This window comes from Hymenobacter lapidiphilus, assembly GCF_013377885.1.
Lineage (GTDB): Bacteria > Bacteroidota > Bacteroidia > Cytophagales > Hymenobacteraceae > Hymenobacter > Hymenobacter lapidiphilus.
In genome coordinates, this window is the sequence record NZ_JABKAU010000008.1 from 83,073 (window position 1) to 101,830 (window position 18,758).

At 62.0% G+C, this 18,758-nt stretch carries 15 protein-coding genes; 6 read left to right on the forward strand and 9 right to left on the reverse strand.

Annotated features, from left to right (window positions below):
* The first annotated feature begins 248 nt into the window (after positions 1-248).
* Positions 249-1,196 carry a TIGR03915 family putative DNA repair protein gene (locus HW554_RS06100; RefSeq protein ID WP_176907694.1) on the forward strand — a complete coding sequence of 316 codons (948 nt, stop codon included), beginning with the start codon at positions 249-251 and terminating at the stop codon, positions 1,194-1,196.
* Positions 1,197-1,338: 142 nt separating this feature from the next.
* On the forward strand, positions 1,339-2,196 hold the full coding sequence (rfbD, locus tag HW554_RS06105; protein ID WP_176907695.1) for a dTDP-4-dehydrorhamnose reductase: 858 nt from the start codon (positions 1,339-1,341) through the stop codon (positions 2,194-2,196).
* A gap of 3 nt (positions 2,197-2,199) precedes the next feature.
* Here the strand turns inward: rfbD and HW554_RS06110 are convergent, their stop codons facing one another.
* Both HW554_RS06110 and HW554_RS06115 read right to left on the reverse strand, forming a co-directional pair.
* The gene (locus tag HW554_RS06110) at positions 2,200-3,423 is read right to left on the reverse strand and encodes an MFS transporter (RefSeq protein ID WP_246285126.1); all 1,224 of its coding nucleotides are present in this window, start codon (positions 3,421-3,423) and stop codon (positions 2,200-2,202) included.
* Positions 3,424-3,517: 94 nt separating this feature from the next.
* Complete coding sequence (locus HW554_RS06115; RefSeq protein WP_176907696.1) at positions 3,518-4,462, reverse strand: AraC family transcriptional regulator; 945 nt, start codon at positions 4,460-4,462, stop codon at positions 3,518-3,520.
* Positions 4,463-4,679: 217 nt separating this feature from the next.
* Here HW554_RS06115 and HW554_RS06120 point away from each other — a divergent pair, with 217 nt between their 5' ends.
* The 3 genes from HW554_RS06120 (at position 4,680) to HW554_RS06130 (ending at position 7,148) form a co-directional block, all read left to right on the forward strand.
* Complete coding sequence (locus HW554_RS06120) at positions 4,680-6,206, forward strand: aldehyde dehydrogenase family protein (RefSeq protein WP_176907697.1); 1,527 nt, start codon at positions 4,680-4,682, stop codon at positions 6,204-6,206.
* Positions 6,207-6,483: 277 nt separating this feature from the next.
* Positions 6,484-6,729 (forward strand): hypothetical protein, encoded by a 246-nt coding sequence (locus HW554_RS06125; protein WP_176907698.1) that lies wholly within the window; start codon positions 6,484-6,486, stop codon positions 6,727-6,729.
* Between the two features lie 2 nt (positions 6,730-6,731).
* On the forward strand, positions 6,732-7,148 hold the full coding sequence (locus tag HW554_RS06130; protein WP_176907699.1) for a DUF779 domain-containing protein: 417 nt from the start codon (positions 6,732-6,734) through the stop codon (positions 7,146-7,148).
* Between the two features lie 81 nt (positions 7,149-7,229).
* Here HW554_RS06130 and HW554_RS06135 read toward each other — a convergent pair whose 3' ends face one another.
* Both HW554_RS06135 and HW554_RS06140 read right to left on the reverse strand, forming a co-directional pair.
* A complete protein-coding gene (locus tag HW554_RS06135; protein WP_176907700.1) occupies positions 7,230-7,694 on the reverse strand; it encodes a YybH family protein in 465 nt (154 codons plus the stop codon).
* Positions 7,695-7,803: 109 nt separating this feature from the next.
* Positions 7,804-8,322 (reverse strand): glycine zipper domain-containing protein, encoded by a 519-nt coding sequence (locus HW554_RS06140; RefSeq protein ID WP_176907701.1) that lies wholly within the window; start codon positions 8,320-8,322, stop codon positions 7,804-7,806.
* 196 nt (positions 8,323-8,518) lie between these two features.
* Between HW554_RS06140 and HW554_RS06145 the strand changes: the two genes are divergently transcribed.
* Positions 8,519-8,797: a hypothetical protein gene (locus tag HW554_RS06145; protein WP_176907702.1), complete on the forward strand. Its 279-nt coding sequence runs from the start codon at positions 8,519-8,521 to the stop codon at positions 8,795-8,797.
* Positions 8,798-8,932: 135 nt separating this feature from the next.
* Here HW554_RS06145 and HW554_RS06150 read toward each other — a convergent pair whose 3' ends face one another.
* The 5 genes from HW554_RS06150 to HW554_RS06170 all read right to left on the reverse strand — a co-directional run bounded on the left by HW554_RS06150 (position 8,933) and on the right by HW554_RS06170 (position 18,732).
* Positions 8,933-12,124, reverse strand: coding sequence for an efflux RND transporter permease subunit (locus tag HW554_RS06150; RefSeq protein ID WP_176907703.1), 3,192 nt, complete (start codon positions 12,122-12,124; stop codon positions 8,933-8,935).
* Between the two features lie 220 nt (positions 12,125-12,344).
* Positions 12,345-13,490, reverse strand: coding sequence for an efflux RND transporter periplasmic adaptor subunit (locus HW554_RS06155; protein ID WP_176907704.1), 1,146 nt, complete (start codon positions 13,488-13,490; stop codon positions 12,345-12,347).
* 203 nt (positions 13,491-13,693) lie between these two features.
* On the reverse strand, positions 13,694-15,067 hold the full coding sequence (locus HW554_RS06160) for a TolC family protein (RefSeq protein WP_176907705.1): 1,374 nt from the start codon (positions 15,065-15,067) through the stop codon (positions 13,694-13,696).
* A gap of 297 nt (positions 15,068-15,364) precedes the next feature.
* Complete coding sequence (pbpC, locus tag HW554_RS06165; protein ID WP_176907706.1) at positions 15,365-17,785, reverse strand: penicillin-binding protein 1C; 2,421 nt, start codon at positions 17,783-17,785, stop codon at positions 15,365-15,367.
* Between the two features lie 68 nt (positions 17,786-17,853).
* Positions 17,854-18,732 (reverse strand): hypothetical protein, encoded by an 879-nt coding sequence (locus HW554_RS06170; RefSeq protein WP_176907707.1) that lies wholly within the window; start codon positions 18,730-18,732, stop codon positions 17,854-17,856.
* Positions 18,733-18,758: the final 26 nt, after the last annotated feature.

Genomic DNA, 18,758 nt, shown 5'->3' on the forward strand with positions numbered 1-18,758 from the left:
CCCGCAATCCGGCCTCCAGGGCTGAAGCCCTGGGCTACGTAGCGAAACTGCCACTTCGGGTTTTATTGTCTCTGTCAACTGAAGCTGCGGAGGGCGGTGTAGGGGCGGGGCTTAGCTGCGCTGTCCTGCGGTTGTCCCCGCCCGTCACTGAACGATTCGGTGACGGGCCGTTACAGAAACCAAACGGCGGGCGGGGGCAAGCCCCGCCCCTACACCGCCCTCCGCAAACTGAGTTATCGCTGCTGCCTATGTCCCGTTCCTTTCTCCCGCGCCGCTCGGCCTCCGAAGCAGTGGCCGCCGCCGCTACCCGCCGCCGGGCCGCGCCCGAGCTGGTCAATCCGCCCCTCGATTACGCCTACGACGGCTCGTTTGAGGGGCTGTTGTCGGTGCTTTTTCAGGTGTACGACCGCAAGGCCGCGCCCAACAGCATCCAGCCGCTGGGGGCGGTGCAGGGCGGCTTGTTTGCCCAGCCCGTGGAGGTAGACACGGATGAGGCCGCCGCCGCCCGCGTTTGGGATGGGTTGCTGCGCTACATGGACAAAGATGCCCGCACACGGCTGTTTCATGTGTTTCTGAGTGAGGACGCCAACCGGGAACTACTGGTTTTCCGCTACGCCGACACCGCCATGCGCGCCGGCCGCGACATTGCCGAGAACTACTCCGACGACAATGTGCGCCGGGTGCAGCGGCTGGCCCAGCAGATGTACCGCGAGAAGCACCGCATGGAAGCCTTCGTGCGCTTCGAGAAGACGAGCGACGGGTTATTCCACGCCACCATTGAGCCCGATTTCGATGTGCTCCCGCTCATCGCGCCCCACTTCACCAAGCGCTACGCCGACCAGCGCTGGCTGATTTTCGACCGCCGCCGCTCCTACGGCCTCTACTACGACCTGCACCGCACCGATATCGTGCAGTTCGATGCCGATACCGCGCCCCAGCGCCGGGCGGCCGTTTCGGCCACTGTGCTCGACGAGCGGGAGCCGCTGTTTCAGGTGCTCTGGCAGGCGTATTTCGACCACGTGAACATTCCGGAGCGCAAAAACATGAAGCTGCACCGCCGCCACATGCCGCTGCGCTACTGGAAGTACCTGAGCGAAAAGCAGCCCCGCGCGCGGCCTTTCCAGCCCATCAACAACAAGCGCCCCGTGCAACCCGGCGGCCCGGCCCTGGGCGCAGGTGGGCAGGCGCAAGGGTAGGAGGGAAACGGGAAAGCCGTAATTTGCGGGGCAACTACACTAGCTGTCATCCTGAGCGCAGCGAAGGACCTGGTAAGAAGGTAACTGATACTGCCTTCTTACCAGGTCCTTCGCTGCGCTCAGGATGACAAATTCTCTCCTTATGAACAAAACCCTCGTTTTCGGTGGCTCCGGCCAGTTGGGCCAGTGCTTGAAATCTGTTGCTCAGGCGCGCAGCTTTACCAGCATCGTATTTCTGGCCGAAGAGCAGGCGAATATCCTCAACCAGGAGACGCTGCGGGCCACCTTCGAGCAGCACCGCCCGGCCTACATTATCAACTGCGCCGCCTACACGGCCGTCGATAAGGCCGAGGACGAAGTAGATTTGGCCCGGAAAGTAAACCGCGACGGTGCCGAAAACCTGGCCCGCCTCTGTGGCGAGTTCGGCACCACCATGCTGCATATTTCCACCGATTTCGTGTTTGCCGGCACCGGCAACGAGCCGCTGCTGGAAACCGACGAAACCGCGCCCATTAGCGTGTATGGCCTCACCAAGCTCGAAGGCGAGCAGGTAATTCCGCAGCATACCGCGCAGTATTTCATCCTGCGCACCAGCTGGCTCTACTCCGAGTACGCCGGCAACTTCGTGAAAACCATGCTGCGCTTCGGGAAGGAGCGCGACGAGATGCGTGTCATCTGGGACCAGCTGGGTACGCCCACGTACGCCATTGACCTAGCCGGCGCGCTGCTGTACATCATCGAAACGGGCAGCAAAGCCTATGGCCTCTATCACTATAGCAACGAGGGCGTCACGTCGTGGTACGATTTCGCGGTGGCCATTTTCGAGCTGGGCGGCCTGCCCACCCGCACCGTGCCCATCCGCACCGCCGAGTATCCCACCAAAGCCACCCGCCCCGCCTTCTCGGTGATGGACAAGACCAAAGTCAAAACCGCGCTGAACCTAGCCATTCCACATTGGCGCGCGAGCCTAGTAACGTGCATGGGGCGGTTGGGGGAATAGCATCTACACGCCCGCTTCCCGCCCATAAAACCGGTTAGCCGCATAGGCCAGCGCCACTAGCCCGAAGCCTACGGCGCACACGCCGGGCCACTGGTAATGGTGCCAGGCTAGGCCGCCGAGCAGGGAGCCCGAGGCGGCCCCGATAAAGCAGGCCGTCATGTACACGGTGTTCAGGCGGCTGCGGGCCTCGGGGCGCAGGCTGAATACGCGGGTCTGGTTGGCAATGTGGGCCATTTGCTGGCCTACATCGAGGATAACTACGCCCGCAATAAGGCCCAGCAGGTAGTAGCCGCCGAAGCCCATCAGCAGGTAGCCGCTCAGAAACAGCGCCAGCCCGATGCGCAACGCAAAGCCCGGCCCTTTCTGGTCGGCCGACTTGCCGGCGTAGGAGGCGGCAAAGGCCCCGGTAGCCCCGATGAGACCGAACAGCCCGGCCACGTCGGCCCCGTAGCCGTAGGCGTCGCTTTCCAAAAAGAACACCAGTGTGGTCCAGAAGGCACTGAAGCCGCCGAACAGGCAGGCCCCAACGAGGGCCGAGCGGCGCAGCACTGGTAGGTCGCGGGCCAGCGTGCCCAATGAGCGAAGCAGGCTGGCGTAGCTGCCTGCGTAGTAGGGCTGGTTGCGGGGTAGCATGCGGGCCAATACCGCTACCAGCACCAGCATCAGGCCGGTGCCCACCCAAAACATGGTGCGCCAGCCAAAGTGCAGCCCCACGTAGCCGCTAATGGTGCGCGAAACCAGAATGCCAATCAGCAGCCCGCTCATCACCTTGCCCACCACCCGGCCCCGCTGCTCATCGGAAGCCAGCGAGGCGGCCATGGGCACCAGCAGCTGCGGTACGGCCGAAAAAAAGCCCAGCAGCAGCGAAGCCCCCACCAGTACTCCGAACGTGGGCGCGTAGGCGGCCACGGCCAGGCAGCCGGCCGCCAACACTATCAGGCCCATAATCAGGCGCTTCCGTTCCCACTTGTCGCCCAGCGGCACCAGCAGCAGCAGGCCCAACGTGTAGCCTACCTGCGTAACGGTGGCTATCCAGCTTACGCGGCTCTCCGTCAGGCCAAAAGTGCGGCCGATTTCGGCCAGCAGCGGCTGGTTGTAGTAAAGGTTGGCCACTACCAGCCCGCAGGTAATAGCCATCAGCCAGACCTGCGAGGGGGCCAGCGGGGCAGTAGCCGGCGCGGTAGAGGTGGGTTGAACGGGGGCCGGGGCGGTCAGAGATTCACTCATGTAATACGATAAGCTACCCCGGGTGGGGCAGACCAGCAAAGATACGGCGTACCCAACCTATTCGCGACGCAAAAGGTTGCCACCGGTCTATGCCCTACCCTCCGACTCGCTGCCCGGCCGCCCGCTGGCGCTTGTACAGGCCCGGCGTAATGCCCTCGTACTGCTTAAAGAGCTTCTGAAAGTAGGCCGTGTTGTTGAAGCCGGCCCGGAAACACACGTCGGCCACTGTAGCAGCGGGCAGGCACAGCAGGCGCTTGGCCTCGGCGAGGCGCTCCTGAATCACGAATTCAACCGGCGTCAGGCCCAACTCGCGCTTGAACACCCGAAAGAACGTAGCCTTGCTCATGCAAGCCAGTCCGGCCAGCTTCTCCACCGTAATCGGCTCGGTGAGGTGCTGCTTCACGTACTGCACCACGGCCGCGAACCGGTGAGACGTGGCGTGCTGCCGGTAATTGTGGAACAGCAGCTGCCGGGCCTGGGTCTGCATCAGGCGCACCAGCATTTCCTGGATGGTGAAGCCCGCCAGCACATCCTTGACGCGGCCGGTGCTACGCGAGAGTTGCACGAGGCGCTCCAGGGTGCCGGTCAGTTCGGGGGTGTTATGGAAGTGAGCGTGTTCGGGCGTACGCGTATCGAGCTGCCAGGGCTGGTGAGCCTCGGCGCGCGGGTACTCCTCGTTTAGCAGGTCCACCGTCTGGCGGATGGTATCGGTGGGGATGGCCACGGCCAGGCACTGGGTAGGCGTGGCGGCGTCGGCCTCCGGGAAGTCGATGTGCATGGTTTCGTGCGCGCCCACCACCACCGACTCGCCGGGCAGGTACTCGAAGGCGTTGCGGCCAGTCAGGTGCATCACCTTTTTGCCCCGCAGCATGGTGGTAAGCACCACTTGGCCCAGGCTCAGGGGCACGTGCAAAGCTCGCTGGTGGGTTTCGAACACACTCAGCTCAAACGCGTCCAGCGAGTATACCGTGCGGTTTTCGACCAGCGTATTGAGCTGCGACGGGGCCAGAAGCGCAATGGGGGCGGGCAGATGAGCCATATGACAGGAGTAGGGGCGAGCAGGCGAAGAGTTTCCGGACGGACACTAATGCCGTCGGGCAGCGTGAAGGAACAAGTTGGAAACTCGGTAGTTGTATTGGTGAGTGATTACTTACACATTGCGACAATGCGCGTTGTTTATGAGAGAATACCACACCAAAATAGGCATAAATACGCGGTAACTTGACCCATCATCAACTCCTTAACCTTACGCATTCATGGAAACTCTCGAAAAATCCAGCACCCTCGTTGCTCGCCCTAAGTTCAAGGACCATTACGATAATTTCATCGGTGGCAAGTGGGTGGCTCCGGTGAAAGGGCAGTACTTCGACAACATTTCGCCCATCGACGGCAAAGCGTTTACCAAAGTAGCCCGCAGCACCAAGGAAGATATCAACCTAGCCCTCGACGCGGCCCATGAGGCGTTCAAAACCTGGGGCAAAACCTCGGCCACCGAGCGCAGCAACATCCTCAACAAGGTGGCCAACATCATCGAGGAAAACCTGCCCCACCTGGCGGCTGTGGAGTGCGTGGAAAACGGCAAGCCCATCCGCGAAACCATGCTGGCCGACCTGCCGCTGGTCGTGGACCACTTCCGCTACTTCGCCAGCGTAATCAGGGCCGAAGAAGGTTCGGCTACCGAGCTGAACAGTAATACGTTGTCGCTCATCATTGAGGAGCCGCTAGGTGTGGTAGGCCAGATTATCCCCTGGAATTTCCCGCTGCTGATGGCTACCTGGAAGCTGGCCCCGGCTCTGGCCGCCGGCTGTTGCGTGGTGATGAAGCCCGCCGAGCAGACCCCGAGCAGCATCATGGTGCTCATGGAGTTGCTGCAGGATGTGTTGCCGCCGGGCGTAGTGAACGTGGTGAACGGCTTCGGGCTGGAAGCGGGCAAGCCGCTGGCCTCCTCGCCGCGCATCAATAAAGTGTCGTTTACGGGCGAAACCACCACCGGCCGCCTCATCATGCAGTACGCCGCCGAAAACCTAATTCCCGTCACGATGGAGCTGGGCGGTAAGTCGCCCAATGTGTTCTTCAAAAGCGTAATGGACGCCGACGACGATTTCCTCGACAAGGCCATTGAAGGCGCGGTGATGTTTGCGCTCAACCAGGGCGAAATTTGCACCTGCCCCTCGCGGATTCTGGTGCAGGAGGATATTTACGACGAGTTCATGGCCCGGGTGGTCGAGCGTGTGAAGGCCATCAAGCTGGGCAACCCGCTCGATATGGAAACCATGATGGGCGCGCAGGCCAGTAACGACCAGTTCGAGAAAATCCTGAGCTACCTCGAAATCGGCAAAGACGAAGGGGCGGAAGTGCTGACCGGCGGCGAGGCCTTCACCCAGGAAGACGGGGCGCTGGCCGAGGGCTACTACATCCGGCCTACCGTGTTCCGGGGCCACAACAAAATGCGCATCTTCCAGGAGGAAATCTTCGGCCCGGTGGTGTCGGTGACGACGTTCAAGGACATGGACGAGGCCATCGAACTGGCCAACGACACGCTCTACGGCCTCGGCGCCGGCGTCTGGACCCGCGACGCGCACGAGCTTTACCAAGTGCCCCGCGCCATTCAGGCCGGCCGCGTATGGGTGAACTGCTACCATGATTACCCCGCAGGAGCTCCCTTCGGTGGCTACAAAAACTCGGGTTTCGGCCGCGAGAACCACAAGATGATGCTCGGCCACTACCGCCAGACCAAGAACATGCTCATCAGCTACAGTCAGCAGAAGCTCGGCTTCTTTTAGGTCGTTGTAAAGTAGCCGGAAACTTTGGTGAGCCGATGTTCTGCCGTTGGGTGGGGTGTCGGCTCACCATTCGGGTTTATGGCGCAACCAGGTGCGTCCGGCGTACGTCTCTCTGGTAGCTGTTAACCAATTTGTTACCGTTATGCGCTTCCTGTTTTCTTCCTTGCTGACTGCTTGCCTGATAGGAAGCACGGCTGTAGCCCAGGCCCAACAGTTCCCGGTTCCGGGCGCTAAAAATTCCGATTGGGTATTGCAGAAAATCGAATCCCCCACGGGTATGCCTAGTATGCAAGTCTGGTCGGTGCCCGACCGGAATGCCTCCACTGAAGATGCTGTGCGCGGCGGAGTGTACGACGGAGAAACCGGGGAGCTAGTGAGCTTTTACAACCCCCGCACTGCAATTGCCTACGACCTACGACACGGTATCCTGCACGACCGGACCACCAACCAATACTACCATTTCCGGCGCCGCGGCACGCAACCTCAGCCCGTGCCTCCGTTACCTCCCACCAAATTCCTCTGATAATGCCCGAAACTACCCCAACGCCCCGCGTCCTCGTCACCTCCGCTGCCGAAGCCACCATCGATTTGCTGCGCGACGAGCATGGCCCGCTGATGTTTCATCAGAGCGGCGGCTGTTGCGACGGTTCGTCGCCGATGTGCTTTACCAAGGGCGAGTTTCGGGTGGGCAGCAACGACGTGTGGCTGGGCCAGATTTATGGCTGCGACTTTTTCATGAGCGCCGCCCAGTTCGAGTACTGGCAGCACACCCAGCTTACCGTCGATGTGGTGAAGGGCCGTGGGGCCAGCTTCTCGCTCGAAATCCCGCTCGGCGTCCGGTTCCTCATCCGCTCCCGCATCTTCACCGAGGCAGAAGCGCAGCACATGGCGCCGGTGTACGATGGCGAAGAGTACCTGACCCGCCCGGAGTTGGCGCAGTAGCCCGCCAACTCGGCCGCCGAAACGCGAAACGCCCCGTCAGCAATTGCTGGTGGGGCGTTTCGGTGTTATAAAAGCCGGAGCTTACTTGGCCTTTACGGGCAGGCCTTCGAGCTGCACGTAGCTGAGCTTCCAGGCGTTTTTGGCGTTCTTCTTCCAAACCAGGATGAAGTTGCCTTCGCCTTCGCCGCGGGGCTGGTCGGCCATTTCGGGCAGTACTTCGGTCGAGAACGTGCCGGCCTCGTAGGCAATGGCCGGTCCGCTGCCCGAGGTGGTCGTGTATAATTTCAGGTCGGCAATGGTGCCCATGGTGGCGCGTACCCATTTGTCCGACACCTCCGACTTGCCGCTGAAGCGCGTGGCGCCCTGGGCGTACTGCACGTCGTCGGCCAGCAGCGAGTCGAGCTGCACGGTGTTTTTGGCGTTCCAGGCCCCAATAAACTGTTGGTTGAGGCTTTGCACGTTCACGTCGGCGGCGGCATCGGTTTTGGTGTCGGAGCAGCCGGCAAGCAGGGCACCTCCCAGCAGGAGGCCAAAAATGCGTTTCATGGGAAGAGATTATGGTAAAAAAAACAGGAGCGAAGCGGGCAGCAGGGCCAGAGGCGCGAAAAGCCCAGGTCCGCAGACCTGGGCTTTGAAACTACGCAAATGGGCCGGACTACCAGCTCTTGCGACGAACTTCGGAAGTGGGGTAAGCGGCCTCGCGCTTGCCATAATCCTCATTGGGCAGGTAGCCCGAGCTCATGGCGTAAGCGGCGGGGGCAGCACCGGGAGCGGCGAAGCTGCTCATCATGGCAGGGGCAGCGGCCGGAGCGGCAGCCATGGTAGCGGCGTTGGCCCGGGCGGCCGAAGCTTTACCTTGGGCAATACCCGAGCGGTAGGAAGCCTGGCGGTTGGCCTCGGCCCGACGGGCGGCGGCTACACGGGCAGCCTCGGCGCGGCGCTTGTTGTCGGCGGTGCGGCCAATGCTATACCCCAGGCCAGCACCGGCAGCGCCACCCACAGCCCCGCCCACCACACGGTTTTTCTTGTTGATGATGGCTCCGGCAGCAGCGCCACCCAGGCCGCCGAGTACGGCACCTTTGGCGCTGGAGCTAACCTTACGATCCTGAGCGAAGCCACTGAAGACCGTAGTGAGGAACAGGACAAATGCGAGAAGCAGACTTACCTTTTTCATGGTCAATTTTTTTAAAGTGGAAGGGCGCTGGTGGCCCGGAGTTACAGAGTGATTTACAAGCACCATGCCAATACGCTTACCCTATGGTTGAGGGTAAGCTCCGGCAAGTTAATTTTCGTTGTCTGCGCGTTGGTTCATCAAGCTGGTAAAAGCCTATTCAGGAACTAGTACCGCACAATTTCGCGTATTTTATCTGATGAAAGCAATATTTCTGCTGCGAGTGGCCGAATGCCGGGTGCTCACGGGACTGGGCGTACTGCTGCTACCCGCCGCCCCGTCCGAAACACTGGCCTCGATGCAGTTGCATACGAGCCTAGCGGTTCGAATGGTTTTCCCTGATAAACAGGAGTTTTCCGCTACGGCCAGCGTCGAGGAAGTGGCCCGCACCGACGAGCCTGCCGTTCGGGCGTTGCTACTCACGCAGCAAGGCGCTGCGGCCGTTCCTGCCGGGACGGAGGTATGGCTGGTGAGGTGAAGCCGTGGAAGTGAAAAGCACATCATTCAGGGCGCAACGAAGAATCTCGCGTGCCACCGTAATCCTGACTTCAGAAATTACCGTGGCACGCGAGATTCTTCGCTGCGCTCTGAATGACACCTCTTTTTCACTTATTCACTCAGCCACCGCCACTGAGTCGCCGTGCTCCTCGTCGGGCTGGTAGTTGGCTTCCAGCTCGGCCAGCTTCTCTTTGCCGTAGGCGAAGCGGGTAATGAGCACATAGAGGACGGGCACGATGAAAATGGCCAGTAGCGTGGCTGAGAGCATGCCGCCTAGCACCGTCCAGCCGATGGTCTGGCGGCTGATGGCGCCGGCACCCGAGGCGAATACCAGTGGCGTAACGCCCAGAATAAAGGCCAGCGAGGTCATCACGATGGGGCGCAGGCGCAGGCGCACGGCTTCGAGCGTAGCCTCAATGAGCGGCATGCCTTTGTCCACCCGTTCCTTGGCGAATTCGATGATGAGGATGGCGTTTTTGGCCGACAGACCGATGAGCGTGATCAGGCCAATCTGGGCGTAGACGTTGTTGGTGAGCTTGGGCAGGAAAGTAAGCGCCAGAATGGCTCCGAACGCGCCCAGCGGCACGGCCAATAGCACCGAAAACGGCACCGACCAGCTTTCGTAAAGGGCCGCCAGCAGCAGGAATACGAACACCAACGACAGGCCGAAGATGTAGAAGGTCTGCCCACCGGCCTTCTGCTCCTCACGCGTCAGGCCCGAAAACTCGTAGCCGTAGCCCTGGGGCAACGATTTGGCCGCTACTTCCTTCAGCGCGTTCAGTGCGTCGCCGGAGGAGTAGCCGGGGGCAGCGCTGCCGTTGATTTCGGCTGATCGGAACAGGTTGTAGTGCGAAATCAGCGGGGCCGATTCGGCGCGGCGGTAGCTGGTAACCGTGCTCAGGGGCACCATGCCGCCGGTTTTGTTGCGCACGTAGTACTGGTTCAGGTTTTCGATGCTGCCCCGGTAGCCCGAGTCGGCCTGGGTAACGACGCGGAAATTGCGGCCGTAAAGCGTGAAGTCGTTGACGTAGGAGGAGCCCAGGTAGGTGCGCAGGGCCGTGCCAATGTCGGCAATGGACACGCCCAGCTTCTTGGCCTTCTCGCGGTCGATGGAAAGCTGGTAGCCCGGCGTGCTGGCGGTGAAGAACGAGAAGGGCCGCGCGATTTCGGGCCGCTTGCCCAGCTCCGCCTGGAAGGCTTTCAGGTTGCGGTCGAAGGTCTTGATATCCCCGTCGCCGTCGCGCTCCTGGAAAATGAACGAGAAGCCGCCGCTGTTGCCCAGGCCCGGAATGGCGGGCGGCGAAATCACGACCACGTTGGCTTCCTTGAACTTGCTGAGCCGCTTTTGCACGGTAGCCATCAGGCCTTCCAGCTGCAGCTCCTTGTCCTGGCGGTTGGCCCAGGGTTCGAGCTGGCAGAAAATGGTGCCGCTGTTCGACTTCGACGAGAAGTTAATCACGTTCAGGCCGCCTAGGCCGGCGTAGTGGGCAATGCCTTTAATGGAGTCCAGTTCCTGCATAATGCCTTTGAGCGTGGCCACCGAGCGTTCGGTAGAGGACGCTTCGGGCAGGTTGTAAGTGATGAACAGGCGGCCCTCGTCCTCGGTCGGGATGAAGGCGGTGGGCTTGTTGAGGTACAGCAGGCCCGTGCCACCCACCAGTAGCACCAGCAGCATAACCACCAGCCGCGAGTGCCGGATACCGCTTTGCACGCCCTTGCCGTACTTGCCGGTTACGCGCTCAAACCAGTTGTTGAACTTGAAAAAAAACTTGTCCAGACCCTTCGACTCCTCGTTGCGCACGTGGGGCTTGAGCAGCAGCACGCACAGCGCCGGCGTGAGCGAGAGGGCCACAAAGGCCGAAATAACCACCGAAATGGCGATGGTAATGGCAAACTGCTGATACAGCCGCCCGGTGATGCCCGGAATAAAGCCCACCGGCACAAACACGGCCGCCAGAATGAGGGCAATGGCAATAACCGGGGCCGAAATCTCCCGCATGGCCGTCATGGTGGCCTCCAGAACCGGCATTTTGCGCGCGTTCATATTGTGCTCCACGGCCTCCACCACCACAATGGCATCATCGACCACAATACCAATGGCCAGTACGAAACCAAACATGGTGAGCGTGTTGATGGTGAAGCCCAGCGGAATGAAGAAAATAAACGTGCCGATGATGGACACCGGAATGGCCAGCACCGGAATAAGCGTGGAGCGCCAGCTTTGCAGAAACAGAAACACCACGATAATCACGAGCACCAGCGCCTCGGCCAGCGTGTTCAGTACTTCCCTGATGGACACCTTTACCACTGAGGCCGACTCGAAGGGAATGATGTATTTTACATCGGCCGGAAACTGCTGCTTGAGCCGTTCCATGGTGGTTTTTACGTTCTCGTAGGTGTCGAGGGCGTTGGCGCCGGGGGCTTGGTACACGAGCAGGTAGGCGGCACGCTTGCCATCGACGAACGAGTTGCTGGCGTAGTTAAACTTGCCCAGCTCCAGCCGCGCCACATCTTTGAGGTACACCACGGCCCCGTCTTCGGGGGTGGTTTTAATGATGATGTTGCCGAACTCCTCGGTGGTGCGCAGGCGGCCCTGCACAAACACGATGTACTCGAACGTCTGGCCCACCTTGGCGGGTGGAGCGCCAATGGAGCCGGCCGCAATCTGGGCGTTCTGCTCCTGAATGGCGGCCGTTACCTCCTGGGCTGTTATACCAAGTTGCGAGAGTTTATCGGGGTTGAGCCAGACGCGCATCGAGAAGTCGTCGGCCCGGCTCACGATGTCGCCCACGCCGGGCGTGCGCAGCAGCGCGTCCTTGATGAACAGGTTGGCGTAGTTGTCGAGAAAGGTGGTGTTGTGGGTGCCTTTGGGGGCATATATGGCCACCAGCATCAGAATGCTGGGGTTCCGCTTGCGCACCGTCATGCCCAGGCGCTGCACCTCCTGGGGCAGCGAGGGCAAAGCAATGCCCACGCGGTTCTGCACGTCGAGGGCGGCAATATTTACGTCGGTGCCCAACTCGAAGTTCACCGTCATGCTCATCTGCCCGTTGCTCGACGAGTTGCTCTGCAGATAGGTCATGCCCGGCGTCCCGTTCACCTGCACCTCCACGGGCGTGGCCACGGTCTGCTCCACCGTCTGAGCGTCGGCCCCGGTGTAAATACCGTTCACCGACACGGTGGGCGGCGTGATTTCCGGGTACTGGCCCACCGGCAGGTTCAGAATAGCCAGCACGCCCACCAGCACAATCACCAGCGACGTAACAATAGCCGTGACTGGTCGGCGGATAAAGGTTTCTGCAATCATGTGGTTGAGCTGTTAGCTGATGGCTGTTAGCTTTTTGAGGTCGGTTGAGATGAGACGGTGTCATGCGGAGTGCAGCGCAGCGGAATCGAAGCATCTCTACCGCAATGGAAATCCTGTGGTCAGGAGTTTGGCTGGTAAAGAAGCGGTAGAGGTTCTTCGACTGCGGCGCCACCCCTAGCTCTGTGCGCCACATGTTCAGTATGACACGCTCTGCATTTTGCTACCTCTTACCCGCGGCTGCTCCAACCGGAGCGCCGGCCGCAGCCGGGGGGCCAGCCTGCACCGGGCTGCCTTCGCGCAGGCGCTGGAAGCCTTCGGTAATCACCTGGTCGCCGTCTTTGAGGCCTTCGAGCACTACTATCTGGTCGCGCAACTGGGGGCCGAGCTGCACTTTGCGCTGGCGGGCCTTGCTACTGTCGCCGAGCACGTACACGAAACTCTCGCCCATCTGGTCGGTCACGGCCTTGTAGGGCACTACAATGCGCTGGCCCGACTGGCGGTTGAGTACATGCAGCACCGTGCTCATCCCATCCTTGAGGCGGCGCTCGGGGTTGGCAAACTCCACCCGCACCTGCACTGTGGCGGTTTGCTGCTCCACGCCTCGCGCAATGGCCTTGATGCGGCCGAGCTGCTTGTACATGGTGCCATCGGACAGCTCCAGCCGGAAAAGTGAGTCGGGGTTGGCCTTGCCGGCATTCTGCAGGGCTGTAAAGCGGGGCAGCTCGGTTTCGTTGATGACGAAATCCACGCCCATTGGGTCTTCGGCGCTGATGGTGTTGAGCAACGTGGTGCCGGGGCTAACCTGGGAGCCCAGCCGCACCTGCGAAATGCCGATGCGGCCGCTGAATGGTGCCGTAATAGTGGAGTAGCTCAAATCGGTGCGGGCCAGCGTAACCGAGGCGCGGGCCTGGGCCACCTGGGCCTGGGCGGTGGCATAGGTGGTGGCGGCGTTGTCCACAATCTGGCCCGCAATGGCATCCTGCTGGGCGAGGCGCTGATACCGGTCGAGGTTGAGCTTGGCGTTCTGGGCCGTGGCCTGGGCGCTGCGCAGCCCCGCCAGCGCCTGCTGGTAGGCGGCCTCGTAGGTGCGCCGGTCTATTTCGTAGAGCTTCTTCCCCTTGGGTACCACCTCACCTTCCCGGAAGAAAAGGCCCGTGATAAAGCCGCCCACCTGGCTGCGCAACTCCACGCTGTTGAGGGCTACGGCCGTAGCCGGGTACTCGTCGTAGTACACGGCCGCGGTGGTGCGGGCCGTTACCAGCGTTACGGGCGTGGGCGGCGGCGGACCAGCCGGTTTGTCGGTATCCTTGGCGCCGCAGCCCGCCAGGAGCAGCAGGGCCAGAAGAGAGAGAAAGGGGTGCTTCATGGTTGGTTGGAGGGCCGGAAGGCGAAGGGTCTGGAAAAGGAACAGTGTCATGCTGAGCGCAGCGGAGCGTAGCCGAAGCATCTCTCCCGCAATGGTAAATCTGACCGTGGACTGCTGTGGCAACGACAGGGTTAGCATTGCGGGAGAGATGCTTCGGCTACGGCTTGCGCCTGCGCTCAGCATGACGCCGTTTTGGCGTGTAATCAGTACGTCACCGGCAGTGCACCCAAGGCGCGCTGCACGTCGAGTTTGGCGGCCAGCACGGCGTAGAGGGCGTTGTAGTAGTTGAGCTGGGAGGTGCGCAGGTCGTTTTCGGCGACTATCACTTCGAGGTAAGTTTTAATGCCCTCGTCGTACTGCAGCTTGATGATTTTATAGATTTCGCGGGCATCGTCGCGGTTCTGGCGCTGGGCCTGCAGGTCGAGGAAGTTGCCCTTGTAGCGGGCCAGCGCCTGCTCGTACTCGGTGGTAATCTGGTTTTTGGTATCGAGCACTTGCAGGCCCAGGCGGTCCTGGCGCAGCTCGGCAATCTTAAGGTTCTGCAGGCGGCGGGTTCCCGTAAAAATCGGCACACCCAACTGCAGGCCGGCCTGCGAAGTCGGGAAGGCCTGCTTGTAGAGCTCCGCAAATTCGTTGTTCTGGTACACCTTCACATAGTTGCCGAAGGCCGAAAGCGTGGGCAGAAAACCCAGGCGGTAGTAATCAATGTCGAGGCGCTGGAGCTGCTGCTGGGTCAGGAGCTGCTGAATTTCGATCCGCCGCTCGAAGGCCAGCGGCTCCAGCGTGTCGAGCATCGTTTCGCGGGCCAGCTGCAGCGTGTCGTAGGCCAGGCTGACGGGGGCGGCCTCGGGCGGAGCGCCCATCAGCTGGCGCAGGGCGGCGTACTTGCCTTTCAGGTTCTCGGCCGTGCTTTTGCGGTCCGTCACGGCGTTTTTCACGGCAATTTCGGCCCGCTTGTAGTCAATCTTATCCTTGAGGCCGACCTCATATTGTGCAAAAGCATCCTTAAGCTGCTTCTGCTGGCGGCGGATGGCCTCGTCGAGCACCCGAATCTGCTCGTTGGTCAGCAGAATGTCGTAAAAGGCCTTGCTCACATCGCGCACCACATCAATCTGGTAGCTGATGGTGTTCTGCCCGTTCTGCTGGCGCACGTAGCGGGCCGAGCGGGCAGCCAGCAGCACATCGGCGTTATAGAGTACCTGGTTGCCCTGCAAACCCAGGTTCGAGGTGTTCTGTAAACCAATGCGCCGCACTTGGGCTGGCGCCGAGGGGTCGGTGAAGTTGGGCAGCACCGCCACCGGCAGCTGGAAATTGCGGGTGTAAGTGCCCGTACCCTGAATTTGGGGCAGCCACGCCGAGAGGCCTACCCGAATCTGCCGCTCGCCAATAGCTTCATCGAGCCGCGCCTGGCGCACCAGGGGCTGGTTTTGTAAGGCGTACTGCAGGCATTCGGCCAGGGAAAGCGGCTGGTTGGGAAGCGGTGGAGCAGGGGCAGCCACCTGGGCCGTGCTCAGTAGCGGCAGCAGAAGCAACAGGAGCAAACCCGGCAGCCTAAGGGCGCGAAGTGGGTAGTTCATGAATATAGAAATAAGCAGCTACTTGCTTACGCGAACAAGTGCAATGCGGGCAGAAAGCACAACAAAATCAGCCCCTGAGTTGCCCAAAAAGCCACTGTCAGACTGGTCCCGCCAGGGTCGGACAAACAAATTCAAGCCTCCTGAACTCCTGACCAGCCGAATTGTTGGCGGGCCTGCCAGACTAGCTTTCCAATTCTGGCCGGCCCGCGCCACCCAGCGGCCGCGCCAGTCGGTCCGGCCATTGGGTGGCGCGGGCCGCCAGCAGCACAGCCAAATCTAATCGGAAGCCTTCTGAGGCTACATTTCGGCCACTGTCACCAGTACGTCGGTGTTGCGGCCGTGGTCGTCGGCGCAGGAGATTTTGAGGGGTCCGGGCGGGGGGCGAAAAAATACCCGCTCGGTTGCCGCGGCGGCCCGCAGAAACTGGTCGTTCACGTACCAGTACACCTGGCGCACCTCGCCGTCGGTGGTGCAGCTAAGCAGGAGTTGCTGCTGTTCGCGGGCATTGAGTACGTACTCGGTGTTGGGGGTGGGCGAGGTGATGGTGGGCGCCCGCTCGGGGCCGCCGCTGGCCCGCTGGCACTGGGGGTTGTGCGGCGGCAGGCGGCGGTACGGCAGGCCCTGGGTTACCCGATAGGCGGCCACTTCGGGCAGCAGGTTGGGGTACAGCTCGCGCCGGAAGCCAGCAGCTGGCGCGCAGGCCCGGCAGTAGGTATAGCCCCCATCGGCCGACACCAGCACCTCGCGCTGGTGCTGGCAGCGCCGCCCCGAGCTTTGGTTGGGCAGGAAGTAGTCGATTACCTGGTCGGGGCAGTTCTCGCCGGGCACAAGGCCGGTTTCGGTGCATACCAGCCGGAAATCGAGGCTGGCGGGCGGCACGAACCAGTCGTTGGGCGAGTTGTAGGCCAGGGCGTTGAACAGGTCGAAAAGCAGGGGCGTGGCCACATCGGAGCCAGTGAGGGCCGGGCTACCCTGGCCGCTGAAGTTGCCCACCCACACCCCAATAGTATAGTCGCGGTTGTAGCCAATGCTCCAGGCGTCGCGGCGGCCGTAGCTGGTGCCGGTTTTCCAGGCAATTTTAGGCAGCCGGGTGCTGCGAGCCGCCCCCAGTGGCAAGTCGGGCCGGGTCAGCTGGCTCAAGATGTCGGTGACGAGGAACGCAGCGGCGGGGGAAGTGAGCGGGACCCCACGTTGCGCCCTCACATCAACCCCACCCCCTGGCCCTCTCCCCGAAAAGGAGGGGGGACTAGCTTTTAGTTTTTTAGAGGTAGATGAAGAACTAAGCTCTAGTTCCCCCTCCCTTTTGGGGAGGGGGTTAGGGGGTGGGGTCAGCCCCAACGCCGCATACTCGCCCCCGTTCGCCAGCGCCGCGTACAGTCCGGTCAATTCTTCCAGACTCGCTCCGCAGCCGCCCAGAATGCTGCTCAGGCCCAGTCGGGCGCGGTTGCGGGCGATGCTTTGGAAACCGGCCTGCCGGAGTTTTTCGGTGAAAGCGGGCACGCCGTAGTCCTGGAGCACGCGCACGGCCGGGATGTTGAGCGAGAAGGCCAAAGCGCGCTCCAGCGTTACTTCGCCCTGGCAGTGCTTGTCGAAGTTCTCAGGGCGGTAGCCCTGGAAGTTGGTAGGCACATCGGGCAGCTGCAGCTTGGGCGTTACGAGGCCCCGATCCAGCGCCAGGGCGTAGAGGAAGGGCTTGAGGGTGCTGCCGGGCGAGCGGACCGCCACTACGCCGTCGTTCTGGCCCTGGCCCCGGAAGTCGCGGAAATCGGCCGAGCCCACGTAGGCCTCCACCTGCCGGGTGCGGTTGTTCACCACCAGCACCGACGCCTGCGAAATGCCTAGCTCGTGCAAACGGCGCACGTAGTTGCCGGTCAGCTCCTCAGCGCGGCTTTGCTTGGCGCGCTGCAGGCTGCTGCGGATGATGGCCTCGTGCGGAAACTGCCGCACCAGCCGCCGCGACAGGTGGGGGGCCAGCGTAGGGGCGGCGTGGCGGCGCACATCCAGCGGCTCCAGCAAGGCATCTTCAATATCCTGCCGGGCAAACAGCCCACTGGCCCCGAAACGGCGGAGCCAGCGGTTCCGCTCGCGGCGCACGGCCTCGTTATTAACGCCCAGTACCAGGCCCCGGGGGCGGTTGGGGATGATGGCCAGCGTGACGGTTTGGGCCAGGGAAAGGAAGTTGGGCGGCTGCTGGAAGTAAAGCAGGGCGGCCGATTTAACGCCCTCCACATTGCCGCCGTAGGGCACCAGGTTCAGGTAGAGCTGCAGTAGCTCATCCTTGCTGTAGTGGGCTTCGAGTTGGGTGGCACGGGCCATTTCGAGCAGCTTATTGCCCAGCGTGCGCGGCTTGGGCTCCAGCAGCCGCGCCACCTGCATAGTAATGGTGCTGGCCCCTGTTGTGCGGCCCCGGCCGAACACGTTGCGCCCGGCCGCCTGCACCAGCGCCAGCGGGTTCACCCCAAAATGCCAGCGAAACCACCGGTCCTCTTTTTCAATGATGGTCTGGCGTAGTACTGGCGTAATCTCGCTTAGCTCGGTTTTCATCCGCCACTTCTGGGTGGGGTTGAGGTAGGCGTGCAGCACGGTGCCATCGGCGGCCAGCACGATGGGCGAGTAGCGCGGGGCCGGCGGCAGCGGAAATAGCCGGTCGAGAGCCAGCAGCAGCAACGCCAGCCCGGCCAGGATTTCCAAAGTGCGAATGGCGGTGCGCCGTTTCATAAGGGTAAGGTACTGGTTGCTTCGGCCTGCTTGCTGTCGGCCTTGGAGTGTAGCGGCCGTTTCTGGCGCTACTCCGCTCCGCCTGCTATCCGCCACTGCCGGCCCAGTAGTTTCAGCAGCGTGCGGTGCCAGCCGGGCAACTCCCGGTAGGCCAACTCAGCGGTGTGCTGGCCGGCAATGTCCAGCGCGTCGAGGTGGTGGCGCAGGGTGGGCAGGTCCTGGCCGGCGTACTGCTCGAACACCCGCGTCAGGGCCGGACGGATGGCTTTCAGGTTCCAGTAGTGAAGCACGTAGGGGGCCGCCTCGCGCAGAGGGCTGTCGAGGCCTAGGCGCAGGCCGGTGGCCAGCTGTTCCATCATGTGCTTGTGGTAGGTGGCGTAGAGCTGGTCGGCCAGGGGCGTAATATCGCCCAGCAATACCGCATCCTCACTCCGAAAACCTATGATGCCGGAGTTGTAGAGCCGCGTATCGGGGCCGATGCGCACCCGGCCCGCGCCCACCGCAAACTCGCGGCCCTGCAACCGGCGGTACACCTTGCGGCTAAGCAGGTTGCCGGTGCGCATTACGCCCTCATCAAGGTGCATAAACCGGGCTCCTTCCGCAATCTGGACGAAAATGGGGCTTGGGTCGCGCTGCCACAGCGTATCGGTATCGGTGAACAGCAGGTTGCCGTGGTAATGGGCCGCTGCGTGTTCGAGCACCCCGATTTTGAGCAGGTACACCATATCGGCCGCGCCGCGCCAGGCCCGCCACTGCTCGGCCGTTACGGCCGGATACAGTACATCGGCCCGCTCGCCGAGCACCTGCCGAAACACGTCGGGCGTGTCAGTGTACACCAGCACCGTAGCCGGCGGCGCGGGGGCTACCTCGAAGTACGTTAGCAGGCTGTATAGGGCCTCGTGCTTGATGGCGGCCGGGCCGTGGGCCAGGTAGATGAGGTAGTTCACGACGAGAGTAAAAAGTCAGGAAGTTG